Source organism: Youngiibacter multivorans, assembly GCF_017873395.1.
Classification (GTDB): Bacteria; Bacillota; Clostridia; order Clostridiales; family Clostridiaceae; genus Youngiibacter; species Youngiibacter multivorans.
In genome coordinates this window covers 18603-39353 of record NZ_JAGGKC010000015.1, presented here as the reverse complement: position 1 = coordinate 39353, position 20751 = coordinate 18603, and the positions used below count along the sequence as shown (strand labels likewise).

Sequence of the window (20751 nt, the reverse complement as noted above, 5' to 3'; positions counted from 1 at the left end):
AAATTGATTCTCATCATTTCATGGCTCCTATGTGCTCTCTCTTTCAACTAAGGATGCATTGAAGGTCAGATGCTGCGCACTTGGTTTCTTGTCTGATGGAGCCTCTATGTCCTCAATAATCATCTTGGCAACCTTCTCCCCCATTTCATGTGCAGGTATTTCCAGTGCCGTCATGGTGGTTTCCAGCATACTTCCAACTGTATGCCCGGTAAGGCTCATGAGACGTATGTCATCAGGAACTCTCAGCTTCTTTTCCTTTATTGCTCTCATTGCTCCAATTCCCTGGATATCAACTGAAACCATGATTGCATCAAGCTTCTCATTGTTCTCCAGCAGCTTCTTGGCACAATTATAACCATATTCGAATGTATTGGATGGCTCCAATGAAGTATTGTAATTCTCTTTCAGGTTCAGTTCCTTGAGTGCTGCCTTGTAACCCTTATACCTGTCTCTGTAGGGAGCCAGGTGTGTATTCCCGTTTATCAGCCCGATTTCTTTGCATCCTTTGCGTGCCAAAAACTTGGTGCCCTCATATCCGCAAGCCTCATAGTTTGCAATTACGCTGCTGACTGAAGTGTCCTGGTCTCTGACGATTTGTGCTACTGATATACCGCTCGCTTTAATATCATGAAGCAATCTTATGTTTCGTCCAGTACCTGCAATTATTATCCCATCTACAAAACCGTTCCTTAGTCTGCTCAGACTTTCCTTTTCAATCTCAGGATCATCCTCTGTGTTGCAGATCAATGTAGCGTAATTGTACTTCCTGGCTTCCTTTTCAATTCCCTGCATGATTTCCGAGAAAATCGCCATGTGCAGCCTTGGAAGCACAACACCTATAGTATGTCTTTTACCTTTCTTAAGCCCCTGAGCAAGGACATTAGGCTGATAACTGAGCTCTTTCACTGCAGCAAAGATTCGCTCTCTTGTTTCAGGATGAACATATGCAGTATCGTTAAGTGCCCTGGAAACAGTGCTGATGTCTACACAGGCCAGTTTTGCCACATCTTTCATTGTAGCCACAATATCATCTCCTTTATGACAGCATTATACAATCGATTGCTTATAATTGACAGATACATGTTTATATTGACCAATAAACTGATTGATATTTTGCATGTTCAGTCTGATTTCGAGTACGTGCATGGAACCAAAATATCTCTGAATAAATGCATAAAACAGGTGATTTCACCTCAAAACACGGTTTCACATCGATTTCACAGGCAATAATATGCAAAAAATTGTAGGTTGCGCATAATCCATTGACGACTGATTCATGCTGTGATTAAATTGTATCACAACATACAATCGTTTGCAGATAAAAATTATCTAGCGCGCAAGTTAATTGCTTATCTGCAGCTTATCAGAGAACAACGCTACCAAAAAAAAAGGAGATTATAAAATGACAAAGACTAAGAATTTCAAGACCATATTCCCTGCAGTATCGGTTCCACTCAATGATGACTATTCAATCAATGAGGAAGAGTTCAGGAAATATCTCAGATGGCTCAAGAGCTTCTATGACAAGGGAATCCAGGGGCTGGTCTGCAACGGACATACTGGCGAAATTACAGGACTTTCAAGAAGTGAGCGTAATAGGGTAATCGAAATATGTGCAGAAGAATGTGGAGATATAATGACCATAATCTCCGGAATCAACTGTGAAAATACGATCGAATCAATTGAAATGGCCAAGGAAGCAAAGGCAGCAGGTGCTGACGGCATACTCCTTATGCCTCCACACATGTGGTTAAGATTCGGAATGCACCATGATGCACCTTTCCATTATGTTAAGGATGTTGCAGAAGGCGCTGACATTGATATCATAATCCATCTGTATCCGGCTACATCAAAGGCGAACTACCCTGTTGAGACCCTTATAAAGATGTGCAAGGAAATAGACCATGTGAAGTCCATAAAGATGGGAACAAGAGTAACATCTATATACGAACATGATGTAAGATTGTTAAGGAAAGAGTGTCCTGATGTTTCCCTGATCACTTGCCATGATGAGACTTTATGTGTAAGCTGGTTCCCAGGAATGGACGGAGCTTTGATAGGATTCGCAGGTTGTGTTCCTGAACTGATCTGCCCTGCATGGGAAGTCTTCTCGAATCCGGACAAGCACACTCTCAAAGAAGCTCAGAACTGGTCAGATAGAATATTCCACATCTCACAGGCAATATACGGTGGTGGACAGCCATCAGGTGAGGCTCATGCAAAGCTTAAGGAAGCGCTTGTACAGAGAGGAATATTCTCCAACGGAATTATGAGAAAGCCAGTTCTTCCACTCAATCAGGAAGAAAAGGACTGGGTAGCACTTGGACTTAAGAATAGTGAACTTCCTGCCGTAGACATGAATCAGTTTTAGCAGCTGCTGAAAATCTGGTCAAATAAACAGGATAAAATCAGAAGATCCCCTGTTTATTTGACCAAGATTACACTTCAATTAATAGAGTCTGGGGGGATTTCTGTGAGTGTAAATGAAATTACCAATAACAACACCAATACCAACTTCGGAACCGATGTTAAGGTACTTCCAGTAAAAGAACTGCTAAAGCGTATAGGACCAGGACTAATAGCAACCGGCATTGTAATAGGACCGGGAGCAATAACTACAGCTTCAATGATTGGCGCTAACTATGGATATGCACTTATTTGGCTTCTCATACCGATTGTACTTATGGGCATAACATTCATGATGGTAACAAACAGACTGGCCATATTGACCGGACTTCCTACCATCCATTCAATCAGAAAGTATTACGGTCCGGTTGCTGCAAATGTGGTGGGAATTGCAACGTTCTTAGCCTGCCTGTTCTTCACTATCGGCAACGTAACTGGCACAGGTGCAGGTGTCACCCTGATTTCAGGAATCAACTGGAAAATCGGATCGGCATTGATGGTGGCTGTTGTAGTATACTGTTATTTCGGCAAAAACGTCTACTCAAAGGTTGAAAAGATTATCACCCTATGTATATTGGCTATGATTGTATCTTTCTATGCAACCATTATTGGAGTCGGAGGCCCTAACTGGGGTGAAATGGCCGGTGGATTCACAGGTTTTGCCGTTCCTGCAGGCAGTCTTGCCACAGCACTTGCTTTCATATCCACAAATGCCGCAGTAACAACGGGTGTTTACAACACATACCTCGGCAAGGAGAAGAAGTGGAAGAAAGAAGACCTGTTCAACGGTGTCATGCTGACTGATGCTGCAATACATATATTAAGTGTCGTAATGATCTCAGGTGCAATAATACTTGTAGGTGCAATAGTACTGCATCCAACAGGATCAACCATAAAGGCTCCTGCACAGTTAGCTGAGATGCTGTTCCCAATCATGGGTAATGCAGCAAAATACGTTATGGGTATCGCACTTCTTGGTGCTGGATTCTCATCACTTCTTGGCAATACACAAAGAGGAATGGTGCTTCTTGGAGCTGGTTTTGAAAAGGAAGTTGCTCTTGAGTCAAAATGGGTCAAATACGGCAGCTTGGCTTCACTGATTTTCGGTATGGCAGTCGCTTACAGTTTTGGAGGTTCTCCAACACAACTGATACTTTTCGCGAATGTGGCTACTTCAATCTCAACACCGGTCGCAGGGCTGTTCATCGTATTATTGATATGGAGAAGCGACATAAATGCAGGTTTCAAAAAGCCTACACTCTTGAGAATAAGCATGACTGTCAGTTATATCTTTGTTCTCTTCATGACATTCTCAGCACTCAGCAGCCAAATCCCAAAGCTTTTGACAGCATTAGGATTATAAATCCAAATATACTTCATCAAAAAAGGATGTAATCTAAATTTACATCCTTTTTTGTCCCCTGAATAAAGCTGACTTAAGGCAAACCTCAAAGGCTTTGCTGAATCCTAAATGATTACGAGGTACGCTCCATTCGCTCCAATTTTACTGTTACCTGGTTGTCCATGTCAGGGCATTGTACAGTTATTGTATCACCTTCCCACCATGGTAATTTCCCTCCAAACTGAAAGGTCAGCAAATTCGGAAACATATCATGATAGAAAAATCCGCACAATCCACCGCAATCATAGCAACTGATATTGAACCTGTCCCCTACCTTATGGCCTGCACTACATTCACCTTTTACGTCTGTCACAACACCTTGGATTTTGAATCCTATTCCTGGATCTTCTGCCATTGATGAAATACCCCCTAATAATTATTGATGAAATAACAGTAATGCTATCAAATATTATAGTCACAAAAACAATTCTCCATTTTTCCTGACTAAAATATCTTGGATATTATTAAAGGCTACACGCTATAGAATCTTCGAGTAATACTCCTAGACATATCTGCCCTGACAGTCATTAAGCGCGGCAATTCAGCTCAAATAAACTGTTGATATTTGATATCAATACAAATCAAAAATCCATTCTTCCTGTTCCGTCTGTCCTCACCATTGTCAGCTTCTCCCAAGGCCCTGTCATAATGGTTTTATCCTCCCATTGGTATAGGAGCCAGTCTCCATGTACATTGATCCAGCTAGCCGTATCTTCGTTTATTTTAGTCTCCTGAGTTCCATCAGTTCTTATTTTCTTAATCCCTCCTTCCTGTCCTTCACTGTAGTATATCCAGTCTCCGCTTACGTTAAATGATGCAACGTAGTTTTTAGTAAGTCTTACTGCTTTAGTACCATCAAGCTTCATTTTCCATATTCCCGCACGTACATCTGATTCTGCATTTTCAGTATAATAAATGTAGTCTCCTAGAATTTTAAACTTGACTACCACAGCATTACTGACTTTCGCATTGCCGGAACCATCTGTCTTAACCTTGTAAAGTCTGTATTCAGGATACTTTAGGTAGTATATCCAGTCACCCGAAAGGTTGAAATAGTTTGGAGTATTATCAATTATCTTCTGTCTTCCTGTCCCGTCTTTCTTAATCCTTGATATCTGAGGAGATTTTGCCGCTTTATTAACTACTTCAGAAATATCGATAAAGTAAATCCATTCATCTGTTACTACCAGACTGCCCGCATTATTTTCAATTACCAGTGACAGTTCAGTTCCATCTGGCTTTATTTTGTATATTCCGCTGTTTTGGCCGACATAGTATATCCACTCACCATAAGTATAGAGATGCATTGCAAAATCATCGCTTATCTTGAACTTACCAGTTCCATCAGTTCTTATCTTATAGAGACCATTGTCGCTGTAGTATATTGAGTTGCCTCTCATCACAGAAAGTCCTAAGCCTGAAACATTGGGATTCACATCTGGATCTATGAAATTTAAGACCTCATCATCAACAGTATTAACATCGTCCTCTGTATCATTGTCTTCATCACTCGCTATTCCAGTATCGCTATCTGCATCAACATCTTTGTCACTTGGTATTACATCAGTATCTTTAGTAGTTTCGATAGTTGTACTAGTAGTTTCTGTCCTCGGCTCATTTCCGACGGAAGAACTGCAACCTGAAAAAATGAAGATTGTAAGGATAAATGAAACCAGAACATATCCCATTGATCTTCTGACCATGCTAATCCCTCTTCTCATTTTATTATGGAATGTATCCTGTTTTGTGATATTTATGACAGCCTTTTGTCCTTAACAAAATCATATCATCATTAATCTAACTAAATATATCTGTACTTTAAACAAATTAATAATGTTCTCTCATGAGAATTGATTCTACTTGAACCCAGCTCGGACACTCAAACAAAACATCAGTAACAACATTGCATAACTGATGTTTTGTTGTTGGAGTCGTTGCGTTTGGTGTGGAAGACGTTGGAATGCAGCAGTTGGGGTGGTTGAGTTGGAGCATTGGGGCTGGAAGTGCTGCAACCTGAAATGATATATGAAATCAGAATAGCTGAAATAAGTAGATATCTCATTTTTGATTTTCTCAAAATTACACCTCCATAATTATCAGGTTTCGATATTCTGTAAATGTCTATGAGTCTCGGTATTTACTTAAGAGAAATTAACCGGATTGTTCATAAGAGGCTATTGTCATCAAGTTCCCTTGTGCATTTTAAGTGAAATGGATTGACTATGCCCAATTCATAACCACGGATCTTAAGAAAATCTCCGAGTGCAAACCAGTAGTGCCCTTTGGGCTCAAGCCTACTATGGTATCGGTATTTCCCTTAAGTACCATCAAGGACTTCATCCAACTGTCAAAGATTTCAAATTCCTTTCGGTTATTGCTGAACTTGATCAGCTTTGCAAGTTCGATTCCCCTATAATCAAAGGCTCTGGCGTAATGTACATTTTTCCCTACATCAACTCCAACCACCAACGTATCAGGTTTGATTTGCATTAGCTTACCAAGCTTTTCTGCAAATGAGTTTCTTCATCCTTTTCAAGCTAAGCCACTTCCCACAGATTACTTCAATAATTCCAGATGGCTGTCTTGCGCTGCAAAAGTCCTACATACATACAACAAAAGTCCCTGATAAGCTGATTTTTGCGGACGCTTATTAAAATTCAGAAAATAAATATTTGAGGGGAAAGGATGCGAAATGGCCGAACTTTCGTAGGGCATGGAAATCCTTGAGGAGGACAGACTTGCAGGAGGAAGCCCTGAGTTCGATCCGAGCATGAAGGAAAACTCGTTGAACGATAAGGAGTTTGATAGACAGTAAGACTGGCTTTTTTTCTGGAGGAAAGAAATCTTGTCGAAAAGCTGACAACGATTCCCTGGGGAAAGCGTGCTCATTTTGTAGCTCGTCATAGACCTCGAACACAAATGTAAATAAATCTTTACATTAATGCGTCTGATTTATGTTATAATCATGTAAAGGTTTATTTACATTTTGACAGGAGGTTAAGACATGGGAGTGGAAAACAGAGTAAGGGAAATCCGCAAAAATGCGGGAATCACGCAGAAGAAGATGGCTGAAGACCTTAAAATAACCAGACAGACCATCACAGCCATCGAACACAACAAGTATAACCCTAGTCTTGAACTCGCGTTGAAAATCACGAGCTACTTCGGCCTTCCGATTGAAGAGTTATTCATTCTCAAAGAAGAGCTCTTAGGGAAGCCGAGTGGTGGACAAATAGATAATTCAAAAACCTTGGACAGCCATACTTAGGATATCAGAATAGGACATGAAGATAGATTGATAGACTTTTAGAGGTTGAAACGTGTTCTAGTTGCCAATCCGTTGTCGTCGAATCGGGTTAAGATTGTCACTGCGGGTTTTATGGCTGAAAGAAGGACAGGAGCATTTCGTTTGAGCAGGTAAGAATAGAAATTCACGATCCCGTAAGGAAAAGGAATCGTATACCCATTCTACCCGGAACGAAACTGAACCAGAACTTTTGTCGGAACAGCCATGATGAAGATGCATATATTCTAAGGAGGACATGAGACATGAACAAGATTGAAACCATCAAAGCGACAAAAAGAGAGGGTGCAGCCACTGCAGCCAATAAGAGACTAAGAAAAGAAGGCTACCTTCCTGCTACAGTTTATGGAAAAGGAATGGAGACGCTGTCCATAGTAATCAAACAGGAAGAACTGAGAAAGACACTCAAGGTAGCGGGAAAAAACGCAGTTTACAAACTTAACGTGGAAGGTTCAGGAAATTACGATGTCATCGTCAAGGAATTGAAGAAGAATGCCCTTGGTGACGCCTATATCAACATCGACTTCATGAAGATCTCCCTAACAGATGAGATCAAGCAGGAAGTCACCTTGAGGATCCTGGGCAAGGAGCAGATCGAGGCCAAGAGATACCTGCTCGTACAGAACCTGCCATCCATCCTCATCAAGGCACTGCCACAGGATATCCCTGATCATATCGAGATCGATGCTTCAGAGCTCGAGCCCGGAGAACATATCTTGCTTGCTGATGTGAAGCTACCAGAAGGCGTCAAACTCGAGACAGACCCGGAAACCATGGTTGTAAGCGTACATGAGCAGAGAGTGGGTGAACCAGAAACCACAGAAGAAGTGGCTGAGGAAGCTGCAGAGTCTGTTCCTGAAAATGGTAAGGAAGAAGAAAAATCAAAATAACCATGACGCAGAGGATTCCGGTCAGGAATCGAATCTTACTTGTAAGCAAATGTAGAATAATCCCCTTTCCGAGAAATCGGAGAGGGGATTTTAATTTGGATTAGGGACGTCCCTTGGTTATCCGCACGTGGTCAGAATCTTATCAGATAAGTTGAACAAACTGTAAAAAATCTATGAGATACAGTTTCAGAAGCTGGAAGCGATATCGAACCAGACGAACGTTTAACAGTAGTCTTTATTTTCGGCATGCGTTTCATCTTTCAAGAAGGTTTACGGACTAATCACAGATAAGGAAAGCTTCCAGGCCCCTACGTTATGGCTGGTAGTTTTCCTGCATCTCTTTCTAGTGTTTATTTCGCCAATTATTAGAATGAAAGTTCAAAACTCTATTTATCCGCACCACCACCCTATCGACTGCTTCTAGAAAGAGCGGTTCATCAAAATCATCAAGTGGGCATGACTTTATTTTTTTGATCAATTTCTATCTGTTCGATAATTCAAAATGCAAGCGCTCAAGGCTTTACTTCTCTATCAAGACGACTGTCTCAACATGTGTTTAGGCAACAAGAAGATACTAATACGCATAATTGACTTTCGCGTAAAAGTATCCCCCTTGCATAAAACAACTCGAACTGACTAATTTATAAGTTTTTTAGATTTTAAGCTTATCAAACTCAACTAAATGATAGTATTAAATTATATAAACTCATCAAAGATATTAATAGGTCCATAGATTGAATATACTGTCATTCTTAACCAGTAGATTGAGTCATTCTTTATATCAAGTGATTAAATAATTACCGGCACTTAGGTTCAAATTCCTTAATAATCTCATAACCACGAAGTCCTTCAAGAGTACCTCTAGCAAGAGATTCCATTTCATTTTCACCAGGGTAAACTACAATAGGAGCAATAAATCCACATCTGTCTTCTATTTTTCCTACTATTGATTGAGAATATGCTATGCCGCCTGTTAGCAAAATTGCATCAACTTTTCCCGAAAGGACTGTAGCCATAGCTCCAATTTGTTTGCACACTTGATATATCATTGCATCAAGGTATAGAGCCGACTTTTCATCTGATTTAGCATTTTCTTCTACGGTCTTTACATCTGAAGTTCCAAGGTAAGCTACTAATCCACCTTCGCCATTAAGCATCTTATGTACATCATTATAAGTATATTTACCTGAAAAGCACAATCTAATCAAATCACCTACAGGCAATGCTCCTGTTCGGTTTGTTGAAAAAGATCCATCCCCTTCTAAAGCATTTTCTCCATCTATCATCCGTCCATTTTTATGTGGAGAGACTGATATTCCCCCTCCCAAATGAACAACAACTAAACTTAATTCGTCATATTTCAGCCCGTTTTCTCTTGCGTATCTTTTCGCCGTAGCCTTATGACTTAAAGCATGAAAACTGCTTCTTCGTTCTATGAGAGGATGGCCTGATATTCTCGCAACTAAATCAAATTCATCTGTAATAGGTGGGTCTACTATTAGTGGAATTGCTTTAGTGGTTTTACACATTTCAAATGCAATTTTACTCCCAAGATCACATGGATGTTGACCATACATTCCGCTGGCCTGTTGCTTAAGCATTTCCTCATTTACTCTGTAGACTCCACCTTCTAATGATTCTGTATGACCGCCTCTGCTTACAATAGCAGATAGTGAAGTTTTATCAATTCTGTTTTCTTCCATAAATTTCGCGATTATTTTTTCTCTATATTCATTTTGTTCCATGAAATGTGAAAACTTCGAAGTTTCTTCAACAGGATGTTCAACATTTGTGCGAACTTTGCAATCATCATCTTCGTAATATGCTATTTTCGTGGATGTTGATCCTAGATTAATTGCTAATATTTTGTACAATTTATCACCTCGCTTATTATTAGTTTTACGATACATAAGAGGCTAATGCAATTGAAAGAAGTTTACCTTCAATGGATTCAGTTCTTGATGTAAAAACTATTGGTACAGATGCTCCTACTGTTGCTGCAACAACAGTTTTCTTTGCAATATAAGTTATGGATTTGGTTAATGTGTTGCCTACAGTAAGATTTGGAACTACAATGATGTCTGCATTGCCAGCAACTTGACCGGATATTCCTTTTGCTTTTGCAGCTTCAAAAGATACTGCATTATCAAAAGCAAATGGTCCGTCAACTATACAACCTTGAATTTGTCCTCTTTCAGACATTTTGCTCAATACTGCTGCATCAATCGTGTCCTGCATTGTAGGATTTATAACCTCAAGTGAAGCGAGTACTGCAACCTTTGGTATTTTGATTCCTAACTTATGTGCTAAACCCACTGCATTTTCCAACACTTCTTTTTTCCCTAACAAATCAGGATTTACTGTAATTGCACAATCAGTAATAAATCTGAGACCCTCTCCATTGTCTTTTTCTAGAACTGAGATCTGTGTTATATGCTTTCCTATATTAAGTCCCTTATCTTTATTTAATATTGCTTTCAAAAATACTGATGAATGCAACATTCCCTTCATTAGTGTCCCGGCCTTTCCTTGCACAACCAAGTCAACTGCTAAATCAGCAGCTTTTTTATGGTCTTTTTCATCAATCAACTCAGCCCTTATGTTCCAATTATGTTCTGAAATGATTGTTCTCATCTTATCTATGTCACCAAGTAAAATAAATTCGGCAAGATTTATACTCTCAGCTTGATATATTACCTCTATGATTTCTGCATCATCAGCAGCTGCTACTGCAATTTTATTTGCTTTCTTTTCCTTAGTAAGTTCTATTAAATGACTAAAACTTTTTACAAACATAAATTTCTCCTTATCTCTATTATTTTCCTTAACTAAACAACAGACACAAAGGAGTTTATTTTGTGCCAGCCATTATTACTTCACAACAACCTTGTAAGAAACCTAAATTGCTAATCCGTATCTAATTAATACCACATATTTATTGATTAATTCATCTACACGTTATTACATTCCGTATGTTGGGAATAAGATATGTGAATACAATAGAGAAAGACCACCATACATAAGTGCGAGAATAAACCATGGTTTTAGTACTTTCTTAATTATTTCTCCTTCAGATCCAAGTAAATTAACTGTCGTTGCTACCGCTATAACATTATTTGGACAGATTATGTTACCCAATGCGCCACCTGCACTTGATGAACCAACCAGAATACTTGGATTCAGATTCAATAAAGAGGCTGCTTGTACATGAAGAGGAGCAAACATTATATTAGAACCTAATGTTGAACCTGTCATGAATGCTCCTAATGAGCCGATAAAAACTGACAGAGCTGGGTAAAATCCTCCTGCAGCTGATAATGTTTTTGCGATCAATGCCATCATACCTGTTTTATTCATAATATTCGCTAGAACTAGTAGTGAACCCATTGCAATAAATGCTGGTATTATTGACTTAAATGCAATTTTGATCGATTCTGGAATCAATTTTGCTGATTTTAGTATTATAGCTCCAATTAAAGCAACAATAAATATTACTAATCCTACCCATGTTGGATATCCATACACTGTTAATATTTTTAGTGGAACATTGAATCTGATTACCGGAAGGGCAATTAGCAGTATCAAGTAAGGACTCAGTGCCTGCAATGCAGAAAATTTATCTTCTTTTATGGTAACAGAGGTTTGATCAGAAGCAGCCTTTTTCTCTTTAGTTACATAGAAATCAATTGGTGTTTCTATCTTGACTAACCTCACATAGATTATTACTGCAATAATTGTTACAACTCCTGTTGTCATGGATACCAATTCTGGTCCAACAAAATTCGAAATCACGAATAATGTTGCTCCGTATGTAGCACCTATAGATAATAAGAATCCTTTAATTCCCTTTCCCTGTAGACCTTTCTTACCATAAAGCAATAATATTATCATTGTAGGCACTATTAATGCTCCAAACAAATGTAGCCAACCAGCTGTAGAAGAAGCATTCATTGTTGGTACAACATCAACAACCCCTCCAGTACCAACTATTGTTGATAATCCAGCTCCACCATATGACGAAGGAAGTCCATTTGAAATAAGCGAAGCCATTACTGCTGACATTGGATGAAATCCTAAACCTACAAGGAAAGGTGCTGCTATAGCTGCAGGAGTTCCTGCTCCAGCTGCTCCTTCAATAAAAGCTCCAAATGCAAAGGCTATTAGAATAAGCAGAACTCGTTTATCATTCGATACATGAGAGAGGGTAACATTAATTTTATCCATTGCTCCAGATAAGCGCATTACACTTAGCATTGTAAATGCTCCGAAAATAACACACATTGTTTGTGCTGCAGAATATACTCCATTAAATCCTTGTGTCTTAATAAGATCTGCTGTACCATTAAACGCTATATATGATATTATTATTGTATATAACATAGCAGCTAGCGATACCTTAGTTGCTTTTATTTTGAGTCCAACGATACCTACCATAACAAAAACAATTGGTGAAATTGCTAATAATACACTCAACTTACTCTCTCCTTATATTTTATTGAATTACTGAATTAATTAAACCTTTGATCTTTTCAGCAGTATTATTTAGTTGTTCTTTTTGTGTTGTAGTCAATTCTGGTAACGCAATTTCTTTAACTCCATCTTTTCCTAATGAAACAGGCATTCCCATGGATACGCCTTCATAGCCATTCTCACCAGTTAAAATTATAGAACATGGAATAACTTTACCAGAATCTGTAGCAATTGCTTCAATTATTTCCGCCAAATTTACAGCTGACGTCCAGCCAGTTGTACGTTTACTTTCTAGTTCTTGGTAAGTTCTAAACCAATCTGCGGTTAGCTTTGTTGAGCTAATTGCTTGTTCATCAGTCAAATTTATAGGTCTACCTTCATAAGTCATTTGGTCAAATAGACGAACTTGACCATCACCGTGTTCTCCGATGCAATAACCATTTAGTTTCCCATACTCCAATCCAGTTACACTAGCTACAGACCACTTAAGTCTTAAAGTATCGTTTAAATCAAAACCTAAAATTTTATTTTTATTCCACCCTAGCAATTTCCAAGTAACATAATTGAAAACATCAATAGGATTAGTACATGTCAGTACTATAGCTTCTTTGGTGAATTCCCTTAGGCTTTCACAAATAGGTTTCATAATACCTAAATTACCTTGTAAATACTCATTCCTATTGTCAACTTTTCTTTCTGGAAGACTGGCTGTAATTACAATAATGTCACAATCACTCAGATCCGAATAATCTGCCATGGTAATCTTTGTCTTAGAAATTGGCAATAACGCCTGCCCCATATCCATTACATGACTCCCTAAGACACTTTTGTTCAGATCAACTAATTTTATTTCATCTAAAATATCCTTCATCCCCACAACAAATGCTGTAGTTGAACCTAATAAGCCCGCGCCACCAATAATTCCAAGTTTCATAGATCTACCTCCGTTATAATTATATTACTATATTATATCTTCTGAATTATTACTATCATTACTTATATCTATACAATTTTATTTTTATATATAACTATATTTTCAATTAGCTTCGATAGATTTAATATTTGAATCAATACACAATATGGTCATCTCTACAATATCTGTAAGTTTGTGCAATATTCAATATCTATGACTATCAGTTTATAAAAATTAATACATTCTTTTTTGCTACATTTATCGTGCTAACCATGCATAAATTCAAGCAGTTTAATATATTTTTCATAGCTTTGAATAGTAGTCTTCTGCATCTCATCACGATCTTCCTTAGACATATGTTTAAATCTTCCCTGAAGATTAATATAATCTTCGATTGGTTTTAATTCCTTAAGTTTGCTATTTATTGTTACCTTTCCGCCTTCATATTCATATAGTAGCCAGCTTCCTGTCTGTACAGCTGCTCTTGCTACCTCTATTGTTTTAGCAGGCGAATATTTCCATCCCGACGGACATGGTGATTGAATATGAAGAACTGCAGGGCCATCCGTATTCTTTGCCTTTTGGATCTTTTTCCTAAGGTCATTTAAGTTATGAATCGAAGCTGTAGCAGCATAAGGTACATCATGAGCTATTGCGATTTGAATTAAGTTTTTCTTTGATGTAAGTTTGCCGGTAGGAGTTGTGGTGGTGCTTGCATATACAGGAGTTGCACTGCTGCCCTGAGTACCTGTATTCATATAGGCTTCATTATCATAACAAATGTATAAAATTCTATCTCTTCTTTCCAATACTCCTGACAATGCCTGAAGCCCTATATCAAGAGTACCTCCATCTCCAGCAAAGGCCAAAACAGTTGTATGTGTATTACCTTGAGCTGTTAGTGCTGCTCTTACACCAGCTGCACATGCTGCAGTATTTTCGAGATTTCCTTGGAAACCTGCGATTTTTAATCCCGTTACATCACCAAATCCAGAGAATAGTGCTGCACATCCCGGTGGAATTAGTACTATTGTATCTTCTCCAAGTACATCTAATACATTCCTCATAACAAGCTCCATGCCACACCCTGCGCAAGCACTTATGCCATGCGCTACTAAACCTTTTGAGTTATGCTGCAAATCATACATTCTTCATCACCTGCCTAATCTCCATTGAATTCTCCTTTAGGTCTATCCATTCTGTTTGCTCAAGTCTGATACCATCTTTAATTTCCAACAATTCATTGTATATTTTCTCAATATTGTCAATTGTAACGTCTCTTCCCCCAAGTCCTCCTATAAAATGTCTGATATCACACATTTCATCCTTTAAAGCAGCGCATACCTCATTCCAAACAGGACCGCCCTGACTCCCTAATCCTGCACTTCTGTCAAATACTCCAATTACCTTTTTACCTGATAAGGCTTTCTTAATCTGTATAATTGGGAAGGGTCTAAATACTGTAACCATAGCAAGACCTACTTTTTTACTTTCTTCTCTCATTTTGTCAACAACATATTTTGCTGTACCACACATTGAACCAAGAGCTACCAAAACAACATCTGCATCTTCAGTTTTATACTGTTCAACTATTTCAATCTTTCTTCCAAATTTTCCCGCAAATTCATCAGCAATTTCCTCAAATACTTCTATTGCATGATCCATAGCATACTTTTGTTGATATCTCATTTCTGTATACTCACCGCTGCCTGTAAGATCACAACAAAACATTGGATCAGTTGGATCCAAATACGTATTTTTTCTTGTATACGGTCCAATGAATTCATCAACCATTTCCTGTGCGGGTACATCTAACTTCTGCATGGAATGAGATAAGAAGAAACCATCTAGACAAACCATTGCAGGCATTTGTACCCTTACATCTTCTGCAACTCTGTATGATATAAGCGTAATATCAAGAACTTCCTGTACATTTTGGCAAAAAAACTGCATCCAACCCAAATCTCTTGCTGCCATTGTATCACCGTGTTCGCACCATAGAGTCCATGGTGCAGCAACTCCTCTATTTACAACTGGCATTACAATAGGAATTCTGTTACCTGATGTCATGCTCAATATCTCATGCATTAGAGCTAGCCCGTTTGAAGCAGTTGCTGTAGCTGATCTTGCTCCTGTCAGTGCAGCTGTAGTTGCAATTGATAAAGCACTGTGCTCTGATTCAACGCGAACATATTGGGCTTGAAGCGCTCCTGAGTCAACTAGCTCGGAAAGCTTCTCTGATATAGAACTTTGTGGAGTTATAGGATATGCAGAAATTACCTGTACTTTGGCTAATTTCATAGCCTCTACCGCTGCACCGTTGCCATCTAGCATTTTAAATGCCATTATATTTCACCTCTTTCCGGAATCAGCGTCATACATTTTGTAGGACACTCGTTAACACAAATACCGCATCCCTTACAATAATTGAAGTCAATTACAATACATTCCATCTGATCATTTTTGACTTCAATAACATTAGTAGGACAAAACCTTTCACATGTTCCGCATTTGATGCATTTTTCATAATCAACAGAAGGTCTTTCAAGTCTCCAACTTCCCGTATTGTCAGCTCCAAACTTTGTGGCACAAGGTCCAACAACTCTATACTTTTTGGATTCTGATAAATGCAACTCTTGCTGCTTCTGCATTCTTAACACCTGCCTTTTCACCAAATGAATTAATTATTGCTTTTTCAATGGACTCGATTTTTACAACGCCTGTTGCAGCTAAAGCGCCAAGCATAGATCCGTTTGGTATACCAACTCCAATTTTTTCAATGGCAATTTTAGTTCCATCTACATAGTAAATTTCTTTGAAATTGTATTTCTTATAATCTTTTAATACATTCTCATCATCAGTATTCAGTACAAGAATACTATCTTTACTAATACCTTCGGCAATATTTATTCCTTTATCGGATACAGTATGGTCCATTACTAAAACTATGTCTGGATTATAAACAAATGAGTTTATAAGAACGGGTTTATCATCTGTAATTATACTTGTATTTACGGGAGCTCCTCTTCTTTCATGACCATAAGCAGGAACTGTTATTGCATATTTGTTTTCCAGCAACGCTGTAGCTTCCGAAAATACCTTTCCGGCTGTTACAATCCCCTGGCCTCCTAAGCCATAGAATTTGAATTTTAACATTTTGATTCCACCTTTCATACAACATTAGAAATACAGCTTAGTTGTTCCTCTATACGAAATATCGTTTACACCTCGTATACATTATAGTAAATAACAGACTATTTGTCTACATAAAAATTCGCTATGTTAAACATTGTTTAACATAGCGAAACATTTTCTTTTTTATTATTTTTTCTTATTTGTGCTGGCTAATTTTAAATCCCAAGGCTTTTGAGATACTTTCGGTGGTTCCCTTAAGAGCTTTTAGCAAGCTTTCCTTATTCCTCTCCATCCTTAGTGTAGGCCCTGAAATGCTTATACCTGCAATTACCTTACCACTTATATCCCTTACAGGAGCTGCATAGCATGTTAGTCCATCTTCGCTCTCTTCTAAATCCTGTGCATACCCTAATTCCTTGATTATCTTCAAAGTTTTAAAAAATTCATCGTGAGTAGTTATAGTATTATTGGTCAATTTTACTAGGGTATATGATCGAATCTTTTTTTCCATTTCATCATCAAGGCTAAATGCGGACAATAATTTTCCGGTGGCAGTTGCATAAAAGGGCATTCTGCTTCCAACTCTTGACGTCATTTGTATTGTAGAGGTACTGGATTCTTTTGCAATAAATATTACATTCAGATCTTCATCAAGAATTCCCAGATGTACAGTTTCATTATTGTTATCCCTCAAAGCCTCAAGATATGGTTTCAATAAGGATATTAGATTTATATTATCAAGTACTATTGATCCATAATGAGCAAATTTGATTCCTAATCTATATTTAGCTCCGGTAGTTTTAAAAACAAAATCTTTTTTTTCAAGGGTATAGAGCATTCTAAATACACTCGCTTTGCCTAGACCTGTAATTTTACTTATATCTGCAACGCCAAGCTCCTGATGTTCACTAAGCAAGTCAATTATTTCTAACGTATTGAAAACCGAGCTCATCAAGTATTTATCCTTAAGTTCATCTACTGACATAAATTCCTCCAATTCATTCAAATCTTTAAGGGAAATAATAATAATTTTATACCTATTCAACTTTCTCAAACCAATTCATTAAGAGAAGTATACTAATAATATCATTTGATTATAGTATCTCATAAAATTATAACCCGCGCAAGTTTTGGTTCCGTAAAAACAATGATAGCCCTTGAAATTCAAGGACTATGCATTGTATCAATATTTGAGTACTAATATGGCCCGAGTTGCCATTATTGATGTCTGCGTTCTTGGAAACATATCAACCGTTTTTCAGCGTTTTCGAGGTTTGTGGAAACATATCAACTGGCTTTGAATATTTATGTAAGCTTTTCGATAAATAAATCACCAGTACCTGCGTTGCTTTTCGTCAACCCCATAAATGGCTGCTGCGCATCTGCACGCTTATAGATTACTTTTGCAGCTGTATGACCATGGACAGTCCTTCAGAATACTTGTTGCCCTAATCCTGAACTGAACGCCTCTTTGAGATTTCACACGATAACCGACGGATATAAGTCATTTACGTTATTATATATTTTACACAAATTTTTTATTAAAATAATTTATAGAAAATGGCTTCCCATGACCAGGGTAAAGGATATTAATATCCAACTTTTTCAGTTTATTTATGCTTTCGTTAAAGTCTTCAAGATTATCAATATAACTGAAACCTGCGAAATTGTAAATTAAGTCACCGCAAAATAAATCACCTTCGCTTGTCAGTACACCAATAGATCCTTTTGAGTGCCCCGGAAGATGAATTACCTTTGCAGATAAACCAAACTCAGCGAGATTTTGTCCGTCCTGTATGTAAATGTCAGGCTTAAAGGTGTCAAAAATACTATTCTTACCGAAAGCAAGAGTGACTAATCTGAAAGTAAAAGCGATTTTATCAGGTTTTAACTTCCGATTCCACGACATATCCCCATTTTCAACCATCTTAGAATCCTCAAAGTGCATTGCGATTTTCACATCGTAATTTTCTCTAAGGAACTTACAATTTCCAGCATGATCTGAATCGCCATGAGTTAAAATAACAAGTTTTAGCTTTTTAGGTACTTCTCCGGGCTTATTGAGTGCTTTTTTCAACACTTCATCAAGAAACATACGTTTTGCAGAAAATCCGGTATCTATAAGCACAAAACCATCATCTGCTTCGAGCAAATAACAGTTCACCCCACCTACATCGATTATTTCTATACCTTTTGACATGGATTTTTCTCCTTCTACTTACAGTAAATCCTTCTAGTTCAATATATCACGAATTACCACAAAATATTATAGAACCCAAAACAAACATTTGGTGTTAACTTCGACCGTAGCACAACCAACGATCAACTTATATGAACTATCACCCCCTAGCGCATCCCCTGATCAAGGATAATTCCAGACCTTAATTTATTTACAACAGTTCTCTAGTCTCAACCTATCCAAAAAACAGTAGTTCCTCTGTCTCGTAGGATAAAAAGCAGTTTTCTAGCCCCAACCTAACGATTCTGTTAGGGCCTACACTATTTATGAAAGACAAAATGAAAGGTTTCCAGCTATCGGATATTATTACCGAAAGTCTGGAAACCTCTGATTTCAGGCATTTTGGAGCCTCTTATTTATCTTTGCGTGACATCAAGACAACCATCTCAACATGTGTTGAATTTGGAAGAACTACCCCATCGCAACAAATACTGACAACACTATTTCTTACAGAATGAAATACCTGAAAATCAGGATTTTTCATTGTATCTATATTTGAGTACTGAAAGTCTAATATCATAGATTCCAATAAAATATTCTACAAATAAATATTTTTATTGCAAGGAAATTCTTTATATTATTATGATACAAGTATCGCATTACATCGTATTTAGTACTAAAACTTTCCCATTATTAACTGAGTAAATCTCGTTATAATGCAAAAGGTCTTTCTTGTCTGTTAAGTTAATATACCTTTTTAGATCAGTATGCGAATAATGAGGTATTATTGTCCCATTGAATAGACATAGTGCTCCTAAATCAGTACTGTTATTGTGGTTTTTATCGAAATCAGATGCCAGTTTTATGTCTGTACCTGCAATCATTGCACCTGCACTCGAACCAATATATACGCAATTCCCAGACTTAAAACATTTTGTGATAAGCTCAACTATTCCGTTACGTTTCATATAATCAAGAATTTCAAACGCATTACCTTCTGTCACATAAATATAATCATAATGTTCTTCGAAATTAAGTTTTTCTGAGAAGAAAATAATATTCTCCTTCACAAAGCCTAATAATTCACACGAAATATAAAGTGCTTCTTCAAGATAATATTCAGGAGGGACAACAATAAGGATTCTTTTCCTACTCAGATTATAATCAGACAATGAATCTTTGAGCAATTTAAAACCAATCTTAGACGTCAAACCGTCAGACAGAAAAATCAATTTTCCCATTAAACCCTCCATATCAATATTACGACTATTTGAAGGATGCTCGATTAAAAATATACCAATCATATCACTCAATCATTATATTCTCAGTAAATTCCTAATTGTACATTTCTAGGGCACTCAATGATGCACAAAAATATACAATTCTACTTTCGCAAATTATTATCAGTTGAGATTTCTACTACGGCTACATCTACAATAATTACTCATTAACTTGACTATTCATTGCTCAAATTATGGACTAACCGGAATTTCTATCATATCATATTCACGAATAGCAGTTTGAATTGGATTGTAATTTTGTGCGCAACTATATATATTTTTATTCATGGTTGTTAGTAAACTTGATTTTAGTCTTTTAGGAAAAGTCCTTGGAAATTGGCAGGCATATCTTCATGATTATGCAGTATTAACGAAGAAACCGGGTACATTCTATGACAATAGAATGTACCCCCTCTGTAGAATCATGTACTTGTTTTATGGTACCCGATTCCTGAGATATGTCCATCTGTATTGTAATGATAATCAATCTGATTGTGACCCTTCTCATTATCTTCTAGTATTCCAATTAAAAAGTGCATGCTTTCCGTTGAAGCAGAGCATCCATTCCGATAATTGGGAGCAGGTATATCCGATACATAGAGCACCTCCCAATAATCATGGTGAATTATCGAGAAATCATATGGTTGAAAAGCTTGGAGTACAGCAATGCACGTGTTGCGAGCAGCTGTGGGAGCTCAAAGAATACAGTTGACAGTCTAATTTGAATTAGCGTACTTATGGCAGTGACTATATTTTCGAGTGATTGTCTGAA

The 20751-nt window shown here is 37.6% G+C and carries 19 protein-coding genes; 4 read left to right on the top strand and 15 right to left on the bottom strand.

What is annotated here, in order from left to right; translation table 11 throughout:
• Positions 1–27 precede the first annotated feature (27 nt).
• Complete coding sequence (locus tag J2Z34_RS09650) at positions 28–1014, bottom strand: LacI family DNA-binding transcriptional regulator (protein WP_245250609.1); 987 nt, start codon at positions 1012–1014, stop codon at positions 28–30.
• Between the two features lie 388 nt (positions 1015–1402).
• Between J2Z34_RS09650 and J2Z34_RS09645 the strand changes: the two genes are divergently transcribed.
• The gene (locus J2Z34_RS09645; protein ID WP_209459656.1) at positions 1403–2371 is read left to right on the top strand and encodes a dihydrodipicolinate synthase family protein; all 969 of its coding nucleotides are present in this window, start codon (positions 1403–1405) and stop codon (positions 2369–2371) included.
• Between the two features lie 102 nt (positions 2372–2473).
• Positions 2474–3769, top strand: coding sequence for an Nramp family divalent metal transporter (locus tag J2Z34_RS09640; RefSeq protein ID WP_342453144.1), 1296 nt, complete (start codon positions 2474–2476; stop codon positions 3767–3769).
• Positions 3770–3881: 112 nt separating this feature from the next.
• On the opposite strand, the gene J2Z34_RS09635 is transcribed toward J2Z34_RS09640, so the two are convergent.
• From J2Z34_RS09635 to J2Z34_RS09625, 3 genes are all read right to left on the bottom strand, one after another.
• Positions 3882–4163, bottom strand: a complete 282-nt coding sequence (locus J2Z34_RS09635) for a TIGR04076 family protein (protein ID WP_209459655.1) — start codon at positions 4161–4163, stop codon at positions 3882–3884.
• A 226-nt stretch (positions 4164–4389) separates the two neighbouring features.
• Entirely contained in the window at positions 4390–5496 is a 1107-nt protein-coding gene (locus tag J2Z34_RS09630) for a DUF5050 domain-containing protein (RefSeq protein WP_209459654.1), read from the bottom strand.
• A gap of 532 nt (positions 5497–6028) precedes the next feature.
• Entirely contained in the window at positions 6029–6298 is a 270-nt protein-coding gene (locus J2Z34_RS09625; RefSeq protein ID WP_209459653.1) for a hypothetical protein, read from the bottom strand.
• 514 nt (positions 6299–6812) lie between these two features.
• On the opposite strand from J2Z34_RS09625, the gene J2Z34_RS09620 reads away from it, so the two are divergent.
• Both J2Z34_RS09620 and J2Z34_RS09615 read left to right on the top strand, forming a co-directional pair.
• A complete protein-coding gene (locus J2Z34_RS09620; RefSeq protein WP_245250606.1) occupies positions 6813–7076 on the top strand; it encodes a helix-turn-helix transcriptional regulator in 264 nt (87 codons plus the stop codon).
• A gap of 281 nt (positions 7077–7357) precedes the next feature.
• A complete protein-coding gene (locus J2Z34_RS09615) occupies positions 7358–8002 on the top strand; it encodes a 50S ribosomal protein L25 (protein ID WP_209459652.1) in 645 nt (214 codons plus the stop codon).
• 797 nt (positions 8003–8799) lie between these two features.
• Here the strand turns inward: J2Z34_RS09615 and buk are convergent.
• The 11 genes from buk to J2Z34_RS09555 all read right to left on the bottom strand — a co-directional run bounded on the left by buk (position 8800) and on the right by J2Z34_RS09555 (position 19940).
• Positions 8800–9876, bottom strand: coding sequence for a butyrate kinase (buk, locus tag J2Z34_RS09610; protein WP_245250605.1), 1077 nt, complete (start codon positions 9874–9876; stop codon positions 8800–8802).
• Positions 9877–9901: 25 nt separating this feature from the next.
• Positions 9902–10798 carry a bifunctional enoyl-CoA hydratase/phosphate acetyltransferase gene (locus J2Z34_RS09605; protein ID WP_209459650.1) on the bottom strand — a complete coding sequence of 299 codons (897 nt, stop codon included), beginning with the start codon at positions 10796–10798 and terminating at the stop codon, positions 9902–9904.
• A 165-nt stretch (positions 10799–10963) separates the two neighbouring features.
• Positions 10964–12475, bottom strand: a complete 1512-nt coding sequence (locus J2Z34_RS09600) for an L-lactate permease (RefSeq protein WP_209459649.1) — start codon at positions 12473–12475, stop codon at positions 10964–10966.
• Positions 12476–12494: 19 nt separating this feature from the next.
• Positions 12495–13406: a malate dehydrogenase gene (locus J2Z34_RS09595; protein ID WP_209459648.1), complete on the bottom strand. Its 912-nt coding sequence runs from the start codon at positions 13404–13406 to the stop codon at positions 12495–12497.
• A gap of 245 nt (positions 13407–13651) precedes the next feature.
• Positions 13652–14464 (bottom strand): thiamine pyrophosphate-dependent enzyme, encoded by an 813-nt coding sequence (locus J2Z34_RS09590; protein WP_245250604.1) that lies wholly within the window; start codon positions 14462–14464, stop codon positions 13652–13654.
• 61 nt (positions 14465–14525) lie between these two features.
• A complete protein-coding gene (gene porA / locus J2Z34_RS09585; protein WP_209459646.1) occupies positions 14526–15731 on the bottom strand; it encodes a pyruvate ferredoxin oxidoreductase in 1206 nt (401 codons plus the stop codon).
• The gene (locus J2Z34_RS09580; protein ID WP_209459645.1) at positions 15731–16036 is read right to left on the bottom strand and encodes a 4Fe-4S binding protein; all 306 of its coding nucleotides are present in this window, start codon (positions 16034–16036) and stop codon (positions 15731–15733) included. Before J2Z34_RS09580 ends, porA begins: the two co-directional genes overlap by 1 nt.
• Positions 15990–16541 (bottom strand): 2-oxoacid:acceptor oxidoreductase family protein, encoded by a 552-nt coding sequence (locus tag J2Z34_RS09575; RefSeq protein WP_209459644.1) that lies wholly within the window; start codon positions 16539–16541, stop codon positions 15990–15992. Before J2Z34_RS09575 ends, J2Z34_RS09580 begins: the two co-directional genes overlap by 47 nt.
• A gap of 175 nt (positions 16542–16716) precedes the next feature.
• Positions 16717–17505, bottom strand: coding sequence for an IclR family transcriptional regulator (locus tag J2Z34_RS09570; RefSeq protein ID WP_209459643.1), 789 nt, complete (start codon positions 17503–17505; stop codon positions 16717–16719).
• A 540-nt stretch (positions 17506–18045) separates the two neighbouring features.
• Positions 18046–18720 carry an MBL fold metallo-hydrolase gene (locus J2Z34_RS09560; protein WP_209459642.1) on the bottom strand — a complete coding sequence of 225 codons (675 nt, stop codon included), beginning with the start codon at positions 18718–18720 and terminating at the stop codon, positions 18046–18048.
• Positions 18721–19358: 638 nt separating this feature from the next.
• On the bottom strand, positions 19359–19940 hold the full coding sequence (locus tag J2Z34_RS09555; RefSeq protein WP_209459641.1) for a Type 1 glutamine amidotransferase-like domain-containing protein: 582 nt from the start codon (positions 19938–19940) through the stop codon (positions 19359–19361).
• Positions 19941–20751 lie beyond the last annotated feature (811 nt).